Here is a 22,132-nt window from a genome sequence, read left to right on the forward strand (position 1 = left end):
CAACTAGCAGGCGCAGAGAAAGGCGTCGATCTCGGCGAGACGGGCCTGCGCCTGGCGGCGCCCCGCAATGTAGAGCGTGAGCAGCGACTCGCCGTCACGCGTCGAGGACCCCACCGTCACCGGCTCCTCCGGAGCGATGACGAGACACCGTCCCTCGCGCTCGAGCTCCCAGAGGCGCTCGCGCTGGGCGTTGTAGCGCTCGCCCCGCGTGCGCAGCGCCTCGAGGTAGTAGGGATAGCGGTCGTATCGGTGGGACTTGAGCGCGATGGCCTCCGAGCCGGCGCCGCGCGCGTAGGAGCGGTCGCGCGTGAGCACCACGAGGGCGCGCTCGGCAGGGACGTGCCCCTCGACCTCGCGCGCGCCGGGAAGGCCCATCGCCGTCTCGAAGGGGATGGAGTCCGTGGTGCCGCCGTCGAGGTAGCGATGCCCGTCAATCTCCACGATGCGCGAGACCGTGGGCAGGGAGGCCGAGGCGCGCACCTTCACGAGGTCCTCGGGGTAGCGTCGCACGGGCAGGTAGTCCGGGGCGCCGAAGGTGACGTCGGAGACGACGGCGTAGAAGGGCGTCTCGGACTCGTTGAACGTGTCGAGGTCGCAGGGGTCCAGGCGGTCCTGCACCTCGCCGTACATGAAGTCGACGCCCGCGACGTTGCCGGTCGTCGCGAACGACCAGAGCGACATGAAGCGCTTGTCGTCGCGAAAGGCCAGGATGTCACGCATGGTGCGGCCGATCTGGCGCGAGCGAAAGTTGGAGCCGTTGACCGCCCCGGCAGAGACGCCCCAGATGCTCGAGAAGCCGTAGAGCCCACGCTCCTGCAGCACGTCGAGCACGCCCGCCGTGAACATGCCGCGAAAGCCGCCGCCCTCCAGCACGAGCGCCGGCACGCTGGTCTTCTCGGTTGCCATGACGTCCCCTCTCCGCGCCCCTCTCGACGCGACTCGCAGGAAAAAGCGCCGGGGCCCCTGCGGGTCCCGGCGCGAAGCGTGCATGGTGGAGGTGCGGAGAATCGAACTCCGGTCCAAAGCGGACCCCTGACAGGTGTCTCCAGGCTCAGTTACCGGTTAGGTCTTAGACGCCGCGCACCCGGCAACCCGCGCTTGGCGTCCCAGTCGGTTCAATCTTTTCGAGTGGCATACCGACCACGTCCGCTCGAGCATCTCCCTGAAATGACGTCTCCGAGGGAACGGGAGCGATCCCCACTTCGACGCGCCGCTATCTAATTAAGCGGCGAGAGCCAGCTGAGGCTCAAAAGAGTTGTTGTCGTCAATTCAATTTGACGGTACCCCTGTTTAACGTGGCGAGGAGACCACGGCCTGCTGCCCATCTCAGACCCACCCTGTCGAAACCAGTCACCCCCACGGATGGAATGGGAAGACTGCCACCATGCGGCTGTCAACGTACGGGCCGCTCGCGCGACCGCAGGGGTATTCTACCCGTTTTGCCCCCGACCGTGACAGACACCCACGCCCCATGGGACGGATGCCTCCGGGGCATCCGTCCCACCTTGGGGCTAGAGCGAGCTCATGACGCGCAGGAGCTTGGAGGCGTAGGACTTGTCGGTGGCCCACTTTCCGTTGCCGAGGTTCTCGACGAGCGGGGCGCTTCCGCGGCTCACGAGCGAGAAGCGCGGGTCGACGCAGGGGTTGTTGAGCGCGTCGGTCGAGGCGTACGCCTTCAGATGCTGCGCCTGGGCGCGCAGGCCGATGCGCACCGAGTCGGTGCCGTTGCCGCTGAAATCCGCGCCCTGGGCGCCGCCATCCGTGGCGCCGATACCGCCGAAGTTGCACTGCTCGGGCTTGATGCGGCCGCCAAAGCGCAGGTTGCCAGTCTCGATGCAGACCTGGGCAAAGAGCACCTCAGCGCGCACGCCCTCGCCCGCAGCCTCCTCGCAGAGGATGCGGCAGAAGTCGTCGATCGTCGGGGCGCCGTACTGGGCGTAGACGTCGGAGGGATAGCTCGCCCCGACGCCGCGGTAGTACGCGGCCATGGTGCTCGCGGAGACGACGGAGGCGCCCATGATCGGGGTGCGCGTGGTGAGGCCGTTGTAGGGGTCGTCCTCGCCGCCGGACACGCCGACGGGGTTGAGGGAGTACCAGGCGATGCCCTCGTCACGCCAGCCCGCCTTGACGAGCATGTCGCGCTCCGCGGAATCGGTGGTGAAGTTGTGGGAGCCGGCGATGGCGTTGGGGTTGTACTGGCGCAGGACAGCAATCTCGCGGTTGTCGTCCGAGTACCAGCCAATCCCCTCGTACTTCCAGCCCGCGAGCACGAGCATCTCGCGCTCGCTCACGCTGGTGGTGTAGTGGTGGTCGCCGGCGTTGGGGTTGTAGAGGCGGTACACCGGCGTGTCGGAGCGGCCCGGGGCGACCCAGCCCACGCCCTCGTAGATCCATCCCACGCTCTTGAGGCTGTCACGCTCGGCGGCGTTGGAGGTGTAGAAGTGCTCGCCGGAGTTGGGGTTGTAGAGGCGATGCATGTCACGGCTGGCAGAGGGGTCCTCGACGGTCTCGAGATAGTTGACGATGCCCTTTGCGTCGGCCACGCCGAGCTGCTGCAGCTTGGAGTCGTCGCTCAGGTACTTGTTGAAGTCGCTCACGTTGTCGAGGAAGGCGTGCTCGACGATGATGGCGGGCAGGTTGTAGTTGCGCGCGTAGCGGATGACGCCGTAGTAGTCACCGTCGTCGCCGTTGGGGTAGCTGTAGTCGGGGTCGTTGTTGATCACCCGGATCTTCACGCCGCGGTTGTAGAGGCCGAGGCTCGTGAGTTGCTCGATGATGCGCTGAGCGAGCGCCTCGCCGACCTCGTGCGTCGTGTTGTTGTACTCGGCGTCATAGGGGACGTAAATCTCGGCGCCATGGCCCTGGCCGTTGGAGCCGCCCACGGTGGAGTTGAGGTGCAGGCTCACGAACAGGTCCGCCCCCTGGGAGACGGCGCTCTTGACGCGATACTCGAGCTCGTTGCCCGTCACGGAGGTGCCCGGCTTGACGGTGTAGACCACCGAGACGTTCTGGTACTTCGCGAGCTCCGCCGCGCAATACTGGGCGATCTTCCAGGTGCAGGACGCCTCCTGGGTCCCGTTCACGCCAACGGCGCCGGAGCTCACGGCCACATGGCCCGGGTCGAGGGCCACGACGGTCTTGCCCGCCGCGGCGAGCTCGACGGAGCGGGAGCGGGCGTACGCGTCCTGATCGGCGTCGTCCTGGACGGGGACGGGCACGCCCGCGAGGGCGGCGCCCTCCTCGATGGTCTCGGAGAGCGTGAGCTCGCCGTCGCCGTCATCGGTGTAGACGCGCAGCTCGGGAGCCCCGTCATCGGCGTTGCCCGCCAGAAGGGAGACGGCGGCGGTTGCCGTGAAGCTGCGGTAGGAGGCGTCGCAGTCCGTGAAGTCCACGGAGCAGGCGCCCTCGACGGTCTCGAGGTCGAGGCGCGTGACCTCGTAGGTACCCTCGTGCTCAGGGACAAACGAGAAGAGCGCGGAGCAGCCCGCGGAGGCGGACATCGCGCAGGAGAGCGTGTCGGCGGCGCCTGCGTTGGCGACGGTCAGCGTGGCGGCCACAAGGTCGGGGAGCCCCTTGAGCGCGACGACCACGCTCTGGGTCTCGCCGGCACGCTGCTCGGCATTGTCGATGTAGAGGAAGTCAAGCACGTCCGACGAGGTCAGCGACGTGGCCCCTTCGTCTGCCCACGCAAGCTGCGGTCGAAGCAGCGTGCAGCCGATGGCGGCCGCAGAGGCGGAGACGGCGGTGCGACGGGTGATGGAGCGGCTACGATTCATGTATGAACCTCCAGGCAAGGGACGCGTCGCGGGATTGCGAGACATCCGTTCGCACATTCCTGTGAAACGTTACGCTGTTTGGCCGCCCCTGCCTAGAGCCGTGGACAAATCAACAAAGAGCTTAGACAAGACGGGGGCGACCCCCGCAGGAGCCGCCCCCGCAAACGCCGTCAGGCGAGACCGTCGGGTTACTCCTCGACGAGCTCGAACATGTCGGGGCCCACGCCGCAGACCTCGCAGACCAGGTCCTCGGGCAGCTCGGGCGTGTCGACGGTGACCTCCCAGCCGCAGACGGTGCAGCGGAACGTGTACTTCTTCTCCTCGGCCATGCGGTGCTCCTTTCGTCGTGTGAGGGCGTCTCTCGCCCCGACCTAACTTATACCCTCAACGTAGGAAGAGGCCTTCGGCGGCGTCTTGCCCTTGAGGATCCCATGATAGTAGGCGTACGTCATGGGCGCCACGCCCGAGAGGTTTCCGGCGTCGGCGACCTCGCCCACGAAGACGAGGTGCGTGCCCACGTCCACGGTCTGAACGACCCGGCACGCCACGAACGAGCAGACGTGCTCGGTGGGGTAGGGGTCGCCCGTGGCGGAGACGGCGCTCGCGATGCCGTCGAACTTGTCCTCCGTGGCGGAGGTCCTAAAGCCAAAGCGACCCACGAAGAGCATGTCGGCCGACTCGTCCACCACGGCGAGCGAGAAGTGCCCGGCGCGCTCGATGACGCCGCAGGTGAAGTTCTCCTTGTTCACGGTGACCGAGACCTGAAGCGGCGCGGAGGTCACCTGGAGCCCGGTGTTGACGATGCACGCCCCCGGGCGCTCGCCGTCATCCGCGGACACCACGTAGAGTCCCGACGAGAACTTGTACAGCGCGCTAGCGTCCATGTCTTCTCCTCTCCTGTGGGCAGCGTGGAAAAGGGCCTCCCCCCTCCACGCTCGTTACCGGTTGAGCTCCTTCAGGGCGCGGGCGATCTCGCGGTCGGAGTCTCGACGCGCCATGTCGGCTCGCTTGTCGTAGAGCTTCTTGCCTCGCGCGAGCCCGATTGCGAGCTTGACGCGGTTGTGCTCGTCAAAGTAGATCTCCAGGGGGACGAGGGCGAGGCCTCGCTGGCGAAGCTTTGCGTCGAGGTAGTCGATCTGGCGACGGTGCAGCAGCAGCCTGCGCTTGCGGTCCGGGTCGACGTTCCAGACGCCGCCGTTTGAGTACGGGTGGATGTGGACGCCGTGCAGCCACGCCTCGCGCCCGCGGATGAGGCAGAAGGCGTCGGTCAGCTGGCAGGCGCGCTCGCGAAGGCTCTTGACCTCGGTGCCCGTGAGCTCGATGCCCGCCTCGAAGGTCTCGTCGATGAAGTACTCATGGTGGGCGGAGCGGTTCTTCGCGATGGTTCGCTTGCCCGGCTTCGCCTGCTTCGCGGCGGCCGCGGCCGCCTGACGCACGACCTTACTCTTTGCCATGGGCCGCCTCCTCGTCCGTCTCGTGGATGAGCTCGAGGAGGGCCTTGGCCGCCGGCTCCCCCACGAGATCGCGGGCCCTCAGCGCGAGGTTCGCGGCCACGTCGCGGGCCCCCTGCTCCGCGGCGTCTCCCGCGCACATGAGCAGGCAGACCGCGATCTCGGCGTTGGCGCCGTCGGGAAGCCCCTCCTCGGCGAGAAGGGCGCGCATCTCGGCGTCGTCCAGAAGGTCCGGGTCGCGATCGGTCCCGGCGGCCTGGTCGAGGGCCGCCTCGAGCGTGCCGTCCGAGACCCCCAGGGCCCGGGCCGCGCGCAGGGCGGCGGCTGCGGGGCGCGGCTTTTCGGTCGAGGCGAACCAGCCGGCGAAGTTGACGAACGCGCGAACGAGGTGGCGCGCGTCGCTCGCGCGCTCGAAGACGCCATAGGTCAGGGCAAGGTACTCCTGGACGTCCCCCGCCACGCGGAAGAGGTCCGCAAGGTTGAGGCGATAGCTGCAGTCCATGGGGTTCCAGCGGACGGCGCGCTTGAGCGCCTCCATGGCATCGTCGTAGTCGCCGGCCTGGACGCAGGCGAGGGCGAGGTCGTTGTAGAGGCGGTCGAGCGGCTCGCCCACGTCACGCAGCTCGCGCGGGTCCTTCTCGACGCGCCGATACGCGAGGCGCTCGAAGATCGTGGGAAAGCTGAACCACTGGACCTCGTCGGTCGTGGGGCAGTTTCTGTCCACGTACTCCTCGGCGTCCTCGGCGAGGCGGGAGAGCACCTCCCGGGCGCGCTCGGGCTGACCTTGGAGCATGAGGCCCTCGGCAAGCTCGAGGTCGTCAGTCATCGTAGTCTGGCTCATCTATCCTCCCGGCGGCCTTCGCCGCGCACATTCCCTAAAGCGTTAGTCTTCCCCATTATCGCGCGGGCGAGTCAGCTCGGCGAGCGTCGCCCCGCGGGCGGCCGTCCCGGGCAAGCGAGAAGTCGATGCGGCCACGCGCGGGGTCGGCCCCCGTGACCTCCACCGCCACCCGGCGCCCGAGGCCCCAGACCTCCCCCGACTCCTCTCCGGTCAGCGTCATCCGTGCCTCGTCGTAGGCAAACCACTCGTCTCCTAGAGAGCGCACGGGGACGAGCCCCTCCGCGCAGGTGTCGTCCAGCGTCACGAAGACGCCGTAGCTCGCGCACCCCGAGATCACGCCCGAGAAGCGCTCGCCCAGAAACCCCGAGAACAGCTCCGCCATCTTGACGCGCTGCGAGGCCCGCCCCGCAGCGTCTGCCGCCCGCTCCTGCTCTGAGCAGGTCCGGCACAGCTGGGGCAGCGCGGCCGCCTGGGCGCGCATCGCGCGTCCCCCGACCTGCCCGTGCAGAAGCGCCTTGAGCGCACGATGGACGAGCACGTCCGGATAGCGCCTGATCGGCGAGGTGAAGTGACAGTAGGCCGGGGCGCCGAGCGCGTAGTGACCCTCGTTGACGGGCAGGTAGACCGCACGCCGCTGGGCGCGGAGCAAAAGCGCGCTCGCCACGTACTCCGTCGACGTGCCCCGCGAGCGCTCAAGGACCGCCTGCAGGGCGAAGGGGTCGCCCGCGAGCAGCCCCGCGGCGGTGGCGCCGTCGAGCAGGCCGAGCTCTCGCAGCGGCTGCGCGCAGGCCCTGAGGTCGTCGGCGACGGGGGCCTCGTGCACGCGGTAGGCGGCCGGGGCCTCCACGTCGGCAAGCCGCTTGGCCACGCACTCGTTGGCGAGCAGCATCGCCTCCTCGATGAGGCCCGTCGCCCGCGTACGACGTCTCACGGAGACGCCCGTCGGCCGCCCGCCCTCGCCGAGCGTCACCTTGGCCTCCACGGTCTCGAAGTCAACGGCCCCCCGCTCGCGCCGCACGCGCTCCCGCAGGGCGCGCACCTCGTCGAGGATCTCGAGCAGGGCCGAAACCTCGTGGGAGCGCCGCTGCGCGCAGGGCAGTCCCTCGCCACCCATGCGACCTTCGAGCAGGGCGTCCACGGCGTCATAGCTCAGCCGGGCGGCGGAGCGTATGGCGGAGGGGCGCATGTGGGCCCCGACGAGGTTCCCGCGCGCGTCCAGGCGCATGATGACGCTCATGGCGAGGCGGTCCTCGCCGGGACGCAGGGAGCACACGTCGTTGGAGAGCCGTTCGGGGAGCATGGGAATGACGCGGTCGACGAGATAGGCGGAGCACGTCCTGCGCTTCGCCTCGTTGTCGATCGGGGTGTCGGCGGCAACGTAGTGGGTGACGTCGGCGATGTGGACCCCGAGCTCGTAGCCCCCGTCCTCGAGTCTTTGGGCGCTCACGGCGTCGTCAAAGTCGCGCGCGTCGACGGGGTCGATGGTCACGCAGAGAACGTCGCGCAGGTCGCGCCGGGCGGGGTCAGCGGCCAGGGCGTCGGCGACGTTTGCCTCGATCTTCTCGGCCTGCTCGAGCACGGCGCGGGAGAACTCGCCCGCCAGCCCATACGAGGCGACGACCGCCTCGACGTTGAGGTCGAGCTCTTCGGGCGTGCCGACGCGACGCTCGATGGTGACGACCGCCGAGCTCCTTCGCGTGGGGTACTCCGCGACGCGTGCGAGCACGACGTCGCCCTCGCGGACGCCCAGGCGCCCGACGCACGGGTCCTCGGGCACCACGAAGAAGTCGTGGCCGAGACGAGTGTCGAGCGGAGTCACGACCCCCAGCGGCCCCGCCTGGGCAAACGTTCCCAGCAACGTGGTCACCGAGCGGGAGATGACGGAGCGGACGACGGCCCGGGCCTGTCTTCCGCGCTGCTCCACGAGCGCGACCTCGACCTCGTCTCCGTTCATGGCCTCGCGCTGGCCGCCTCGGGCAAGCTCGAACTCCCCCTCGGGGGTCTCCACGTGGGCCGCCCCCGGACGTGAGACCACGAGCGTCCCGATGAGCGTCCGAGCGCGGCTGCGGGGCCCGCCCGACCTGCCGCGCCTCCGGTTGCCATGGTGCGGACGTCCCCTCCCCATGCGCGTCTCCTCTCGCGTTGACTTCCTCGATGGTACCCCACGGGCGCGACAGAAAAAGCCCGACCCCGCAAGGCGGGGTCGGGCGACGTCACCGTGCTCTGAGGCTCGACGTGCCTCTCGCTACACCTTGAGGTAGCGCCTCATGGCGATGGCGGAGCCAAACAGGCCAATGATCACGCCGATGACCAGCAGGCCGGCGAAGCAGATGTAGAGCGTCGTCGCCGGGATCTCGAACGCAAGGAACGAGAGGTTCTGCTGGAGCTCCGGAAGGAGCGTGTTGGCGCCCACGGCGAGCGCGGCGATGGCGAGAAGAGCGCCGATAATCGCCTCGACCGTTCCCTCCATGATGAAGGGCCCGCGGATGAAGCCGTTGGACGCGCCGACGAGACGCATGATGCCGATCTCGCGACGGCGCGCGGTGATCGCCAGGCGAATCGTGTTGTTGATGAACACGAAGGCGACGAAGGTCAGCAGGATGACGAGCGCGACCGCGGCGATGCGGATGTAGCTCGCCAGGCTCAGGAGGCGCTCGACGGTCCCCTGCCCGTACTGGACGTCACCGGCGGGATTGGAGGAGTCGTCGCAGATCTCCGTGAAGGCGGGGTCGTCCATGATGCGCTGGGCAGTGGATTCGACCTCCTGCGCATCGAGCACGCGCACGACGAGCGAGGCCGGAAGGGGGTTCTCGCCGTCGAGGGCGGTCACGGCGTCCGCGGCGTTACGGTTGGACATCGAGGTGCGGAACTCCTCGAGCGCCTGGTCCTTGGTCTTGTAGGTCACGGACTCGACGTTGTCCCAGCTCTCGATCTCGGCCTGGTAGCTCTCGACGTCCGCCTGGTCGGCGTCGTCAGAGAGGAAGGCCTGGATGGTCACCTGGTCCTCGACGCCGCCGATCATGCTGTTGAGCATGGCGGAGCCCAGGACAAAGAGGCCGATGATGAACAGGGACAGGAAGATGGTGACCACGGCGCCGAGCACCGTCGTCCAGTTGCGGCGGAAGTGGTGGCCGCACTCACGAAGAGAGTAGCCGATGTTAGAGGGCGCCATAGTAACCGTAGCCTCCCCTCTCCTGGTCGCGGACCACGTGTCCGGCCTCGAGCGCGATGACGCGCCTGCGCATGGAGTCGACCATCTCGCGGTCGTGCGTCGCCATGATGACCGTGGTTCCGGCTCGGTTGATTCGGTCGAGCAGCTTCATGATGCCGAGCGAGATGGCGGGGTCGAGGTTGCCCGTCGGCTCGTCGCAGACGAGCAGCGGGGGACGGTTGACCATCGCACGGGCAACGGAGACGCGCTGCTGCTCGCCGCCGGAGAGCTGGTCGGGGAAGTGCTTCATGCGCTCGCCGAGGCCCACGAGGCGAAGTACCTCGGGGACCTGCGCCCTGATGACGGACTTCGGCTTGCCGATGCACTCGAGGGCAAAGGCCACGTTCTCGTAGACCGTCTTGTCGGGGAGCAGCTTGAAGTCCTGATACACCGTGCCGATCTGGCGACGCAGATACGGGACCTTGCGGTTGCGCATCTTGGTCAGGTCCTGACCGGCAACGATCACCTGGCCGGAGCTGGCACGCAGCTCGCGCGTGATGAGGCGCAGCAGAGACGACTTGCCAGAGCCGGAGTGGCCGACGACAAAGACGAACTCGCCGGGATAGATGTCGAGGCTGACGTCGTCGAGGGCGGGCTTGTTGGGCTGGGCCGGGTAGATGAGTGTGACGTTTTTGAACGACACGGTCGGGGTGCCGGTGCGCGAGACCTCAGGGGCCTCCTCGCCCGCAAGCGGGGCGAAGACGCTCGTGAAGCCGGGCTGCTCGGCAGAATCGGCAGGTTCGCTGGCGGTGACGGCGTGAACCTCCTCGAGGACGTCCTCCTGAGACGGCTCGGGCGCCACGGGCGCCGCGGGGACCTCAGGGGCCGCGGGGGCCTCAGACGTCTCGGGAACGGTCTCGACGATGTCGGACGACTCGTCTACCTCCTGCGGAGCCACGCCAGAGACGACGTCAAGCTGCTCGTCGACCTCCGACCCCTGTCGCTCAGTGCTGCGAAAGTGACTGGCCACAGACGCTCCTTTTCTTGTGCTCAAGATGGGCAGATACGTGCCACAGTCTAGCAAAACCCCAGCATCGCTCCCCCGGTGGAGGGGTTTGGCTCATCTTTTTGCAGAAGCTCCCCATACGAGACGGGTGAGAGGCCCTGGCGCGCGGCGCCTCATCCGATGCGGCGGAACCCCTCGCCGAACACCTCGTGAACCTCCGAGATGACCACGATCGCCTCGGGGTCCACCTCGGCGACGATCTGCTTGAGCCGCATGCTCTCCGACCTGCCGAGCACGCACATGAGCACCGGACGGCTGTTGCCGCTCCAGACGCCGCGGGCCTGCAGCTCGGTGCACCCCCTGTTGAGCGTGTAGAGGATCTCGTTGGCTATGCGCTCGTGCTCGGTCGAGATGATGTAGGCGGCCCTCGCCGAGCGGGGGCCGTCGACCACGGCATCGATCACCTTACCGCAGATGAACATCGCCACCGCGGCATAGAGCGCCTGCTCGACCGAGAAGACCGTGGCGGAGAACGCGATGATGACGCCGTCGACGATGATGACGGCAGTGCCCACGGGCATGCCCGCCCTTTTCGCCAGAATCTGCGAGACGATGTCGGTGCCCCCCGTGTTGCCGCCCGTTCTAAAGACTAGGCCGAGCCCCACGCCGGTGATCACGCCGCCCCAGAGGGCGCACAGCAGAAGGTCGCTTTCTCCCCCGAGCACCGGAACGACGGGGGCGAGCAAGTCCGTGAGCAGGCCGCAGGCGATGATTCCGCCGATGGTTCGCACGATGTAGCCGCGGTCTCCCGACCGCACCACCAAGGCGAGAAGAACCGCGTTCATCACGATGGTCTGCAGGCCGACGGGAAGATAGAACCCCATTTCGTCCGCGATCGCATAGAAGACCGTGGCCAAGCCGGTCACGCCTCCCGCGGCCAGACCGTTGGGAATCTCGAACATGTCGACGCCGATGGCAAAGATGAGCGACCCGGCGACGATCAGAAAGGCGTCATGAACGATCGTCCGCCAAGGGATGGAACTCACGATGCCTGCCCCTCGTCCTCGCCGACCGACCAGCGATGATACCCGACGACGAACTGGTCGAGGTCGCCGTCTTTGAGCACGGCGTCGACGTTGCTGGTCTCCACCCCGGTGCGAAGGTCCTTGACGAGCTGATAGGGGTACAGGACATAGCTCCTGATCTGGTTGCCAAAGCCGATGTCTCGCTTGGGCCCGCGCAGCTCGTCGAGCTCCTCGGCGCGACGGGCGAGCTCCATCTCGTAGAGCCGGCTTCTGAGGACGCTCATGGCGAACGCCTTGTTCTGAAGCTGGCTGCGCTCGTTTTGGCAGGTCACGACTATTCCGGTGGGCAGGTGGGTGATGCGAACCGCGGAATCGGTGGTGTTGACGCCCTGGCCGCCGTGGCCGGACGCGTGGTAGACGTCGATGCGAAGGTCGTTGGGGTCGATCTCGACCTCCACGTCGTCGGGCAGGACCGGAAGCACCTCGACACCGGCGAACGTGGTCTGGCGGCGCTTCTTGGCGTCGGTGGGCGAGATGCGCACCAGGCGGTGTACGCCCTGCTCGGCGCGAAGCATGCCGTAGGCGTTGTGCCCGCTCACGGTGAACGTGGCGCGGTTAAGCCCGATCGCCTCCCCCGGCTCGGCGTCGTTGACGGTCACCTTCCAGCCGCGACGCTCGCAGTAGCGCTGGTACATGCGGAACAGCATCTCGCACCAGTCCTGGGCCTCGAGTCCGCCCTGTCCCGGGGTCACGGTGACGATGGCGTCGCCGTGGTCCAGGTCGTCCGTGAACCAGCTCGAGAGCTCGAGCTCGGAGAGGTCGTGCTCCAGGCCCTCGAGCAGCGTCCCCGCCTCAGAGAGCAGGTCGTCGTCCCCGGTCTCCTCGCCAAGCTCGTACGCGGCCCGGGCGTCATCGAGCTTGGCGCGCGCTCGCACCAAGCCCTCGACGTCGTCGCGGGCCGCCGCGAGTCGCGCCATGGTCTCGCGGGCGGCGTCGGCATCGTTCCAGAAGTCCGGGTCGGCGCTTCTCCGCTCGAGCTCGGCCACGACGTGGTGCTTCTCCTCGAGGCGCAGGTAGCCCTCGACCTCGGTCAGGCGCGCGGCGAGGGCGTCGATGGACTGGGGCGAGACGTCCGCCATCTACAGGTTCCTGCCGTGGCAGTTCTTGAACTTCTTGCCGCTGCCGCAGGGGCACGGGTCGTTACGCCCGACCCCGACATAGGGGTCCGGGTCATCGGACTTGCGATACGTCAGCGGCTTTCCCGCTGCGGGCTGAGCGCCCTGCGGAGCTCCCGCGGGCGCCTGGGCCAGACGCGCGCCCTGGGTCCCGTCCGTCTCGGCGGGACCGGAGTAGCGGGCGCCGCGGAGCTGATCGGGAATCTCGTCGGCGGCAGACGCCTGCGGGACGGCGGGCTTCACGACGACCTCGAGGCGCAGAATCGTGCGCAGGAAGTCCTCGTACATGGTGGAGACGAGCTCGGAGAAGGCGGCGTACGCCTCGCCCTTGTACTCCACGAGGGGGTCGCGCTGGCCAAAGCCGCGCAGGCCGATGCCCGTCTTGAGATAGTCCATCTCCTGGAGGTAGGCCATCCAACGGGTGTCAATCACGCGGAGCATGACCTGCGCCGCGAGCGCCTGCATGGCCTCGTCGCCGAGATTCTCGGCCTTCTCGGAGAAGCACTTCTTGACGAAGTCGACGACCTGCTGGACGACCTCCTCCGGCTCGGGGTCCTCCTCCGGGTCCACCGTGGGCAGGTCCTTGCGCCCGGTGAGCTCGCCCAGCCACAGCGACAGGCCGCGGGCGTCCCACTGCTCGCCGCGGTCCTGCGGGGCAAAGCCGCGGACCTCGCGCTCGCACGTGTCGAGGGTGACCTCGTCGATGTGGGCCATGAGGTCCTTGCCGTCCAAGATCTTGTTGCGCTCCTCATAGATGACCTGGCGCTGGGTGTTCATCACGTTGTCGTAGTCGAGGACGTTCTTTCGCATGGCGAAGTTGATCTCCTCGATCTTGCGCTGGGCGCTCTCGACCGCCTTGGTCACCATCTTTGCCTGGATGGGCATGTCGTCCGGCATGTCGTACTTCTGCATCATCGCAGAGATGCGGTCCATGCGGTCCCCGCCAAACAGGCGCATGAGGTCGTCCTCGAGCGAGAGATAGAACTGGGTCTCGCCGGGGTCGCCCTGACGGCCCGAACGACCGCGGAGCTGGTTGTCGATGCGTCGGCTCTCGTGACGCTCGGTTCCGATGACGCAGAGGCCGCCAGCGGCGAGGACGATGCGCTTCTCGCCCTCGCACAGCTCCTTGGCACGCCTCTGCGCGTCGTCGCGCTGCTCCTGCGTCGCCTCCTCGGGATCGATGCCGTCTTCGCGCAGGTAGTCCATGGCGATAAGCTCGGGGTTACCGCCGAGCAGGATGTCCGTGCCTCGGCCAGCCATGTTGGTCGCAATGGTGACGGCGCCCTCACGGCCCGCCTGGGCGACGATCTGGGCCTCGCGCTCGTGGTGCTTTGCGTTGAGGACGCTGTGCTTGATCCCGCGCTTGTCGAGAATGCGGGAGAGACGCTCGGAGTTCTCGATCGAGACGGTGCCCACGAGGACCGGCTGGCCCTTGGCGTGGCGCTCGACGACGTCGTCGGCGACCGCCTTGAACTTGGCGTCGATGGTTCGGTAGACGAGGTCGTCGTGGTCGATGCGGGCGACCGGCTTGTTGGGCGGGATGACCTGCACGGGAATGTGGTAGACCTCGCGGAACTCAGCGTCCTCGGTCATGGCGGTACCCGTCATGCCGGAGAGCTTGTCGTACATGAGGAAGTAGTTCTGGAGCGTGATGGTGGCGAGCGTCTGGTTCTCCTCGCGGACGCTCACGCCCTCTTTCGCCTCGATCGCCTGGTGCAGGCCCTCGGAGTAGCGCCTGCCCTCCATGATGCGGCCGGTGAACTCGTCGACGATCTTCACCTCGCCGTCGATGACCACGTACTGCTGGTCGCGGTGGAACATGTACTCCGCCTTCAGCGCCTGCTGGAGGTGGTTGACGAGCTGGCCGGAGACGTCGGCGTAGATGTCCTCGATGCCGAGCGCGCGCTCGACCTTCTCGAGGCCCTCGTCCGTCGTGGCGATGGTGTGCTTGGCCTCGTCCATCGTGTAGTCAACCTCGGGGGTGAGGCCGCGGACGGCGCGGGCGAAGTCCTTGTAGGTGCTCGCGGACTTGGTACCGGCGCCGGAGATGATGAGCGGGGTGCGCGCCTCGTCGATCAAGATGGAGTCCGCCTCGTCGACGATTGCGTAGTGGTGCCCTCTCTGGACGCGCATGCTCGCCCTCGTGACCATGTTGTCGCGCAGGTAGTCAAAGCCAAACTCCGAGTTGGTGCCGTAGGTGATGTCGGCCTCGTAGGCAGGCTTCTTGAGCGGGAGGCGCATCCCGTTTTGGATGAGGCCGACGGACATGCCGAGATAGCGATAGATGCGGCCCATCCACTCGCTGTCTCGCTTGGCGAGGTAGTCGTTAACGGTGACGACGTGGACGCCCTTGCCGGGGATGGCATTGAGGTAGGCGGCGAGGGTACAGACGAGCGTCTTGCCCTCGCCCGTCTTCATCTCGGCGATGGTTCCGCGATGGAGGGCGATCGCGCCGATGATCTGAACGTCGAAGTGGCGCATGCCGGTCGTGCGCTTTGATGCCTCTCGAACGGCGGCGAAGGCCTCGGGGAGCAGGTCGTCAAGGGTCTCGCCCTGAGCGTAGCGCTCCCGGAAGGCCGCGGTGCAGCCTCGGAGCTCCTCTTCGCTCATGGCGACGAACGTAGGCTCGAGCTCGTTCACGCGAGCGGTGATGCGCTCGAACTCCTTCAGGTCCCTGTCCGAACCGATGGACAGAATCTTGGAGAGAAAGTTAGGCATGCGACTCCCCTGTAAGAAATCTCAGCGTGGCCCCAATGGCACACTCATGTTCACCACTTTACTCATAGCCACCGCCGCGAAAAGCCACGCTCCCGTCCTCTCACCAAAAGCGCACTCTAGCCCTCGGCACTCATGCACTTGCCTCCCCCTCCTCACCCGTCGGCTCATCCCGAGCGACCTGACGCAGGCGCCAGGAGGGAGACTTCCCGGTCGCCTGGGAAAGCCTTCGGGCATATCGACGGTACTGACGCCCCGCCTCGAGCTCCCTTCCGTCCGCCATCAGCGAGCTCACGAGCGCGATTGCCGCATCCTCTCGCAACCCGTCCGCCTCCAGCGCGTTTCCCGCAAGCCTCGCGGCCGTTCGGGCTCTCCCCAGGCGCATCGCGGCGTCCGACCCCGCGACCATCGCGTCGACGTAGAGGGACCGCAGCTCCTCGCGGCACTTCGCCACGAAGCCGGTGCAGTCGGCGGCGGGGCTATAGAGGTCGCCGACATAGAGTTGCTCGACCTGACGCGCGACCCGGACCACCGTCGCGTCGTCTTCGCCATCTATCACTTCTCTCGCAAAGTGCCTCAGCTCGTCCACGTCACAGGCCACGACGGAAGGATCGATCGATATCGACCTCGTCGACCTCCCGAGAACGAATGGGTCGAGGGACGGGTCGATCTCCGCCACCGCGGCCCGAAGCACGCTCGTGGCCTGATAGACCCGATTTGCGCCCAGCACGTAGTCGCTCTCCGGCCAGATCTGCCCGGAGATCTGGCTCCTGCGGGCGCTGTGGCCATGGCGAAGGAGCAGGTACGTGAGCATCGATTTTGCATTCCTGTGATCGATCTTCTCGTCGACAATTCGGACGTCACGGACAAACAGCGAAAATCCCCCGAGCAAAGACACCTTGACCGGCGCTTCCGCGCGTACGAGCGGCGGCGCGTCCCGCAGGCCTGTTGCGGCCGCCACCGGCGGCATGCCGGCGCCGGCAAGCCTCTCCTCGCCCCGCGGACCACTGACCGCCTCGAGCGCATGTCTCCAGCTCAGCGGCAACGTCCGCCTGAACAGCTGCGAGAACGCTCCAAACCCTTCGCTCAGAACGCGCACGAGCCAGAGACAGTCGCGCGGGACGCGTCCGCCCAGCTCATCTTCCACGGCAGCCGGGCCATGCTCCGCGCACATGGCCTCGTGCGCCAGAAGCCTGATCGCCCCGAGCTCATCACGGGCCGCTCCGGGAGCCTCGCGTCTCGAAACGTCGCCCAAAAGAAAGCGGGAGATGTCCCCGAGCAGCGAGGCAACTCTCGAGAGGTGGACGAGCCCCGCACGCCTGGCAATCGCAATGGCAAGCAGCGCCCTCACGTTCGCCCTGGCGCACGATGAGCCTCGAAGGTCAACGATGCATCCGGCGACAAGAGCGGCGACCTGGGGGAGGACGTCGCCCGCCCTCTCGGATCGCGCGGCAAGAGCGTCGAGGTTCGGGGCGCGGGCGCTCGGCGACAGCATCGCCCTGACGGCCTCCAGGCAGCAGGCATACCCCTCCATTCCCCGAAACGAGGATGATTCAAGCATTCTCAGGGCCTGGGCGACCCGATCCCCGTCGTTGCCGCCGTCATCACACAGCAGCAGACGAGCAATCTCGTAATCAACGAGCAGAAGTGCGTCAGACATTGTCCTGACAGGGCCGCAGCACGGGTTGGCGACGAGGAGCCTCATTGCCGCACCGGCGGCGCCCTCTCGGAGCAGGTCGCAGGCCTCGCGATGAACCAGCAGGCTCCTGCCAAGCCCGGACCACGCGTCGTCGACAAACGCGACGAGCGCCGGCTTTGCCTGGAGAGCGCGACGGGCGTCGATGAGCATCAGCGCGTCTCGACGCTCCCCCGCCCTCACCTCGAGCGGACGGCCGCACGCCCCAAAGTCAACAAGCTCCTCCCCGATGACGGCCGAGACCGCCAGCGAAAGGGCGTGACAAAGGGTGCCTTGCCGGGGAGCCCCCTCCACCATGCCGAGCGCGGTGGAGACCACATTGACGCCGCCGGCGTCGATCAAGTGAGCGCCAAAACGAAGGGCATGGGCAAAGGCGGCGTCCTCGACGGGGAGTTCGAGGAGCTGCGCGGCGCGCTCGAAAGACCCGCGCTCGAGCAGAACCCTGACGCATGAGGACGCCACGTCAGGAAAGAGGGAGCAAGTCGGGGCGAGGCCGTGCAGCGATCGCGAGAGCGCGGCGGGGCTGCAGGTAGGCAACGTGCGAAACCGCCAATGAGGACCTTCGAGCTGAAAGTAGGGAACAAAGACGCGAATGCACTCCAGAATCTCCTCGGAAACGAAGTCGAGGGCGCATCGTAGGTCATCGATCGTACCCTCGCCGAGCAAGAACAGGCATAGCCTCAACCTGATCTCCTCATCAGACAGGGAGCGGCGAAGCGAGGTGGTGACAAGAGCCGAGAGGCGGTCACGATAGGCCTGAGGGACAGCGTCCGATTGCAAATCATCCTCAGAGATGTCTGCGAGACTAGAGACGAGATCGTGAATGCCAAGCGTAAGACGCCGCAGCTCATATAGAGAATCATCAGGACGCGCAAGAGCGACGGAACGGACGAGAAGATCTTGCGAGCGGACCGTCTGGCACTCAGGGAGAAGCTCAAGTATCTGAGACGCCTCAGGAGGGAGGGAGAAGGCGACGGATGCACCGGACTCCCACAGGCGTCGAAGAGCTCGGGCGAGACGCGGGGCAGAGCACTCGTCAGGAGCGGGGAGGTCGTCCAGCCCAACGACCACTGAGTCGGAAGCCTTCATGGCAGAATGGGCAACACGACGAATGACGCTGACGGCGGAGTCTATATCAAGTGCGCCGAGATCGTGACGAAAGATGCGAGCGCCAGCAGCGGCAGCGCCAGAGAGCAAATCTGAAATGACGGCGCGACTGCCAAGGCCCGGCTCTGCGCAAATCGCCACAAGACGCGAGTGCCCAAATGAGCCAAACGAAGAGAGCGCGGAGGAGCACAGGAGCTCCGGCACAAGATTGGCCATGCAGCATCAACACCCTTCCACCAAGAATCGAGACGACATACCGAAGATATCACTAATCAGCATTAGTTAACGTCTCGTTTTGTTGTTTTTTATTGTTGGGTGTGTTGCTACTAGTAAGCGATTGGAATGTTGAGCGAAAGAGAACAGGAAGAAAACTGTCACTGCGGAACGCGAAGGGGGAGGGCCCCGGCGCGAGCCGGGGCCCTCCCCCATGAGCAAAATGCCCCTTGTTGGTCAGCGACGTCCTGCTCTCCCACGGACTGACTCCGCAGTACCATCGGCGCTCGGGGGCTTAACTTCCGGGTTCGGAATGGGACCGGGTGTGCCTCCCCTGCCATGGTCGCTGACCAACAAGGGGCATTCTGCTGTCCCGGGGCGGCTCTCGCCGTGCCCTGGGGGCCGCACAGCGTGACGAGAGCCCCTCCGCCCGATCGCAGTCAGAAGGAAGAGAAGAGCTCGGCCGATTAGTACCGCTCGACTCAACGCCTCACGGCGCTTACATCTGCGGCCTATCGAACTCGTGGTCTACGAGTGGCCTTACCGAAGGGAGAACTCATCTCGGGACTGGCTTCCCGCTTAGATGCTTTCAGCGGTTATCCGAACCGGACTCAGCTACCGGGCGATGCCGTTGGTCGACAACCCGTACACCGGAGGTCCGTCCACCCCGGTCCTCTCGTACTAGGGGCAGCCTCCCTCAGTTCTCCTACGCCCACGGAGGATAGGGACCGAACTGTCTCACGACGTTCTGAACCCAGCTCGCGTACCGCTTTAAATGGCGAACAGCCATACCCTTGGGACCTGCTCCAGCCCCAGGATGCGATGAGCCGACATCGAGGTGCCAAACCTTCCCGTCGATGTGGACTCTTGGGGAAGATCAGCCTGTTATCCCCGGAGTACCTTTTATCCGTTGAGCGACGGCCATACCACGCTGAGCCGCCGGATCACTAGAACCTGGTTTCCCATCTGCTCGACCTGTCCGTCTCGCAGTCAAGCCTGCTTATGCTCTTGCACTCAAAGGGACGGTTGCCGACCGTCCTGAGCAGACCTTACGTGCGCCTCCGTTACTCTTTAGGAGGCGACCGCCCCAGTCAAACTACCCACCTGACACGGTCCCCACGCCGGGTGACGGTCGCGGGTTAGGATGCCAGAACGTCGAGGGTGGTATTCCAAGGGCGACTCCCCAGAGACTGGCGTCCCTGGTTCAGCGTCTCCCACCTATCCTCTACACGACGAACCGGCAGCCAATGTCAAGCTGCAGTAAAGGTTCACGGGGTCTTTCCGTCCTTCCGCGGGTAAGTCGCATCTTCACGACTAGTGCAATTTCACCGGGTCCATGGTTGAGACAGCGCCCAAATCGTTACGCCTTTCGTGCAGGTCGGAACTTACCCGACAAGGAATTTCGCTACCTTAGGACCGTTATAGTTACGGCCGCCGTTTACCGGGGCTTGGATTCGCCGCTTCGCTCGCGCTGACGGCTCCTCGTGACCTTCCGGCACCGGGCAGGCGTCAGACCCTATACGTCGTCTTACGACTTCAGCAGAGTCCTGTGTTTTTGATAAACAGTCGCTTGGGCCTATTTACTGTGGCCGCCCTGGGCTCGGGGAGCAAGTCCCTCCACCCGAGGCGGCACCCCTTCTCCCGAAGTTACGGGGCAATTTTGCCGAGTTCCTTAACCATGGTTCTCCCGATCGCCTTGGTATGCTCTACCCACCCACCTGTGTCGGTTTGCGGTACGGGCCCCTGCGGGCTCCCTAGGGGGTTTTCTCGGGAGCATGGGCTCACTGGCTTCGCTCAGTCGCTTCGTCCGGCACCTCAGCCGTCGCGGGCGGCGCGTTTCACTACCGCCCAGCCTACGTGCCATCGCGGGGACGTCCAGAACCCCGTCCAGCTACCCTTCTCCGTCGCCCCATCGGTGTTAGCGCCCGTTCGGGGGTGCAGGAATGTCCACCTGCTGTGCATCGGCTACGCCTTCCGGCCTCGCCTTAGCTCCCGACTGACCCTGGGAGGATTAGCCTTGCCCAGGAAACCTTGGGTTTACGGCGGGGGCGTTTTCCACGCCCCTCTCGTTACTCATGCCAGCATTCTCACTTCCGGCCGCTCCACCGCCGGTTGCCCCGACGGCTTCGCCGCGGACGGAAAGCTCCCCTACCGCTAGATGAAATCTAGCCCGCCGCTTCGGTGCCGTGCTTAGCCCCGTATATTGTCGGCGCATGTCCACTCGACCAGTGAGCTATTACGCACTCTTTAAATGAATGGCTGCTTCTAAGCCAACATCCTGGTTGTCTGGGCAGACGCACATCCTTTGCCACTTAGCACGGACTTCGGGACCTTAGCGGGCGGTCTGGGCTGTTTCCCTTTCGAACACACAGCTTAGCCCACATGTTCTGACTCCCGGACTCTGGACCGGCGGTATTCGGAGTTTGATTGGAGTTGGTAGGCGGTGAGGCCCCCGCGTCCATTCAGTGCTCTACCCCCGCAGGTAAACGTCCGAGGCTAGCCCTAAAGCTATTTCGGGGAGAACGAGATATCTCCGGGTTTGATAGGCCTTTCACTCCTATCCACAGGTCATCCCCCCAGTTTTCAACCTAGGTGGGTTCGGCCCTCCACGGGGTCTTACCCCCGCTTCAGCCTGCCCATGGATAGCTCACCCGGCTTCGCGTCTACGGCGCGCGACTGCTCGCCCGGTTGGGACTCGCTTTCGCTGCGGCTCGCTTCGTGGCTTAACCTCGCCACGCGCCGTAACTCGCTGGCTCATTCTACAAAAGGCACGCCGTCACAGCGCAAGCGCTGCTCCGACTGCTTGTAGGCAAACGGTTTCAGGTACTATTTCACTCCCCTCCCGGGGTGCTTTTCACCTTTCCCTCACGGTACTGGTCCACTATCGGTCACAGGAGAGTATTTAGGATTGGAGGGTGGACCCCCCGGGTTCCCACCGGGTTTCACGTGTCCGGCGGTACTCAGGTACCAAGCGGCAGACCTCGCGGATTCGCGTACGGGGCTCTAACCCTGTACCGCCGGCCTTCCCATGCCGTTCCGCTTCCACGAGGTTTTGTGACTGCGCAGTGCTTGGCCCTACAACCCCGGCGGCGCCGAAGCGGCCGCCGGTTTGTCCTAGGTCCCCGTTCGCTCGCCACTACTAGGGGAATCTCGCTTGATTTCTCTTCCTCGGGGTACTTAGATGTTTCAGTTCCCCCGGTTGCCTCCACCCGGCCTATGTGTTCAGCCGGGGGTGACGGGAAATGACTCCCGCCGGGTTTGCCCATTCGGAGATCCGCGGGTCGAGCGGGCATGTGCCCCTAACCGCGGCTTATCGCAGCTTGTCGCGTCCTTCGTCGGCTTCCTGTGCCAAGGCATCCACCGTTTGCCCTTACCATCTTCTCTTCGTTCGATGGCTCGAACATACTTCGTCGCGCGGGGCGCTCGGCCCCGCGTCTTCAGATGCGATCTTCTTGAGGAAAATCTTTCGTCACGCTATGCAGCTCTCAAGGTACGGCGGGGGAGTCCCCCGGGGACCGGACACTGCGCGCCCTGGGGCGCGGCGAAGACAGCGTCAGCGGGACTGACGGGGCGTCCGTCAATGAAGTTGTCATCTTCTAAGAAGCTGATCTCCCTAGAAAGGAGGTGATCCAGCCGCACCTTCCGGTACGGCTACCTTGTTACGACTTCACCCCCCTTACCAACCACACCTTCGGCGCCTCCCTCACGAGGTTGGGCCGACGACTTCGGGTGCAATCGACTCGGGTGGTGTGACGGGCGGTGTGTACAAGGCCCGGGAACGCATTCACCGCGGCGTGCTGATCCGCGATTACTAGCAACTCCGACTTCATGGAGGCGGGTTGCAGCCTCCAATCCGAACTGGGGCCGGCTTTGGGGATTCGCTCCCGCTCGCGCGGTGGCAGCCCATTGTGCCGGCCATTGTAGCACGTGTGCAGCCCAGGACATAAGGGGCATGATGACTTGACGTCATCCCCAC

The 22,132-nt window shown here is 65.9% G+C and carries 13 protein-coding genes, 3 rRNA genes and 1 other RNA gene (1 of these 17 only partly in view); all 17 read right to left on the reverse strand.

Annotated features, from left to right (window positions below):
* Positions 1–3 precede the first annotated feature (3 nt).
* Positions 4–906, reverse strand: coding sequence for a patatin family protein (locus tag B5F85_RS04915; protein ID WP_087314950.1), 903 nt, complete (start codon positions 904–906; stop codon positions 4–6).
* A gap of 83 nt (positions 907–989) precedes the next feature.
* Positions 990–1,358, reverse strand: a transfer-messenger RNA (tmRNA) gene (gene ssrA / locus B5F85_RS04920).
* A gap of 153 nt (positions 1,359–1,511) precedes the next feature.
* Positions 1,512–3,776 carry an N-acetylmuramoyl-L-alanine amidase gene (locus tag B5F85_RS04925; RefSeq protein ID WP_087314952.1) on the reverse strand — a complete coding sequence of 755 codons (2,265 nt, stop codon included), beginning with the start codon at positions 3,774–3,776 and terminating at the stop codon, positions 1,512–1,514.
* Between the two features lie 188 nt (positions 3,777–3,964).
* On the reverse strand, positions 3,965–4,105 hold the full coding sequence (locus tag B5F85_RS04930) for a rubredoxin (RefSeq protein WP_087314954.1): 141 nt from the start codon (positions 4,103–4,105) through the stop codon (positions 3,965–3,967).
* Between the two features lie 42 nt (positions 4,106–4,147).
* A complete protein-coding gene (locus B5F85_RS04935) occupies positions 4,148–4,660 on the reverse strand; it encodes a flavin reductase family protein (protein ID WP_087314955.1) in 513 nt (170 codons plus the stop codon).
* Positions 4,661–4,714: 54 nt separating this feature from the next.
* Positions 4,715–5,230, reverse strand: coding sequence for an SsrA-binding protein SmpB (smpB, locus tag B5F85_RS04940; RefSeq protein ID WP_087314957.1), 516 nt, complete (start codon positions 5,228–5,230; stop codon positions 4,715–4,717).
* A complete protein-coding gene (locus B5F85_RS04945) occupies positions 5,217–6,068 on the reverse strand; it encodes a tetratricopeptide repeat protein (protein ID WP_087314959.1) in 852 nt (283 codons plus the stop codon). The genes smpB and B5F85_RS04945 overlap by 14 nt, the downstream gene beginning before the upstream one ends.
* A gap of 55 nt (positions 6,069–6,123) precedes the next feature.
* Positions 6,124–8,193 (reverse strand): ribonuclease R, encoded by a 2,070-nt coding sequence (gene rnr / locus B5F85_RS04950; RefSeq protein WP_087314961.1) that lies wholly within the window; start codon positions 8,191–8,193, stop codon positions 6,124–6,126.
* A 120-nt stretch (positions 8,194–8,313) separates the two neighbouring features.
* Entirely contained in the window at positions 8,314–9,240 is a 927-nt protein-coding gene (gene ftsX / locus B5F85_RS04955; protein WP_087314963.1) for a permease-like cell division protein FtsX, read from the reverse strand.
* Positions 9,227–10,249: a cell division ATP-binding protein FtsE gene (gene ftsE / locus B5F85_RS04960; RefSeq protein ID WP_087314964.1), complete on the reverse strand. Its 1,023-nt coding sequence runs from the start codon at positions 10,247–10,249 to the stop codon at positions 9,227–9,229. Before ftsE ends, ftsX begins: the two co-directional genes overlap by 14 nt.
* 149 nt (positions 10,250–10,398) lie before the next feature.
* Positions 10,399–11,274, reverse strand: coding sequence for a YitT family protein (locus B5F85_RS04965; protein ID WP_087314966.1), 876 nt, complete (start codon positions 11,272–11,274; stop codon positions 10,399–10,401).
* Positions 11,268–12,389, reverse strand: coding sequence for a peptide chain release factor 2 (prfB, locus tag B5F85_RS04970; protein WP_087314968.1), 1,122 nt, complete (start codon positions 12,387–12,389; stop codon positions 11,268–11,270). Before prfB ends, B5F85_RS04965 begins: the two co-directional genes overlap by 7 nt.
* A complete protein-coding gene (gene secA, locus B5F85_RS04975) occupies positions 12,390–15,143 on the reverse strand; it encodes a preprotein translocase subunit SecA (protein WP_087314970.1) in 2,754 nt (917 codons plus the stop codon).
* Positions 15,144–15,273: 130 nt separating this feature from the next.
* Complete coding sequence (locus tag B5F85_RS04980) at positions 15,274–17,520, reverse strand: BTAD domain-containing putative transcriptional regulator (RefSeq protein WP_158094559.1); 2,247 nt, start codon at positions 17,518–17,520, stop codon at positions 15,274–15,276.
* Positions 17,521–18,391: 871 nt separating this feature from the next.
* A 5S ribosomal RNA gene (gene rrf, locus B5F85_RS04985) occupies positions 18,392–18,507 on the reverse strand.
* A gap of 96 nt (positions 18,508–18,603) precedes the next feature.
* Positions 18,604–21,540: ribosomal RNA gene (locus B5F85_RS04990) — 23S ribosomal RNA — on the reverse strand.
* A 233-nt stretch (positions 21,541–21,773) separates the two neighbouring features.
* A 16S ribosomal RNA gene (locus B5F85_RS04995) occupies positions 21,774–22,132 on the reverse strand; it runs 1,153 nt beyond the window's last position.
* The 16S, 23S and 5S rRNA genes sit together here, the layout of an rRNA operon.

This window comes from Olsenella sp. An293 (assembly GCF_002159495.1).
GTDB lineage: Bacteria > Actinomycetota > Coriobacteriia > Coriobacteriales > Atopobiaceae > Thermophilibacter.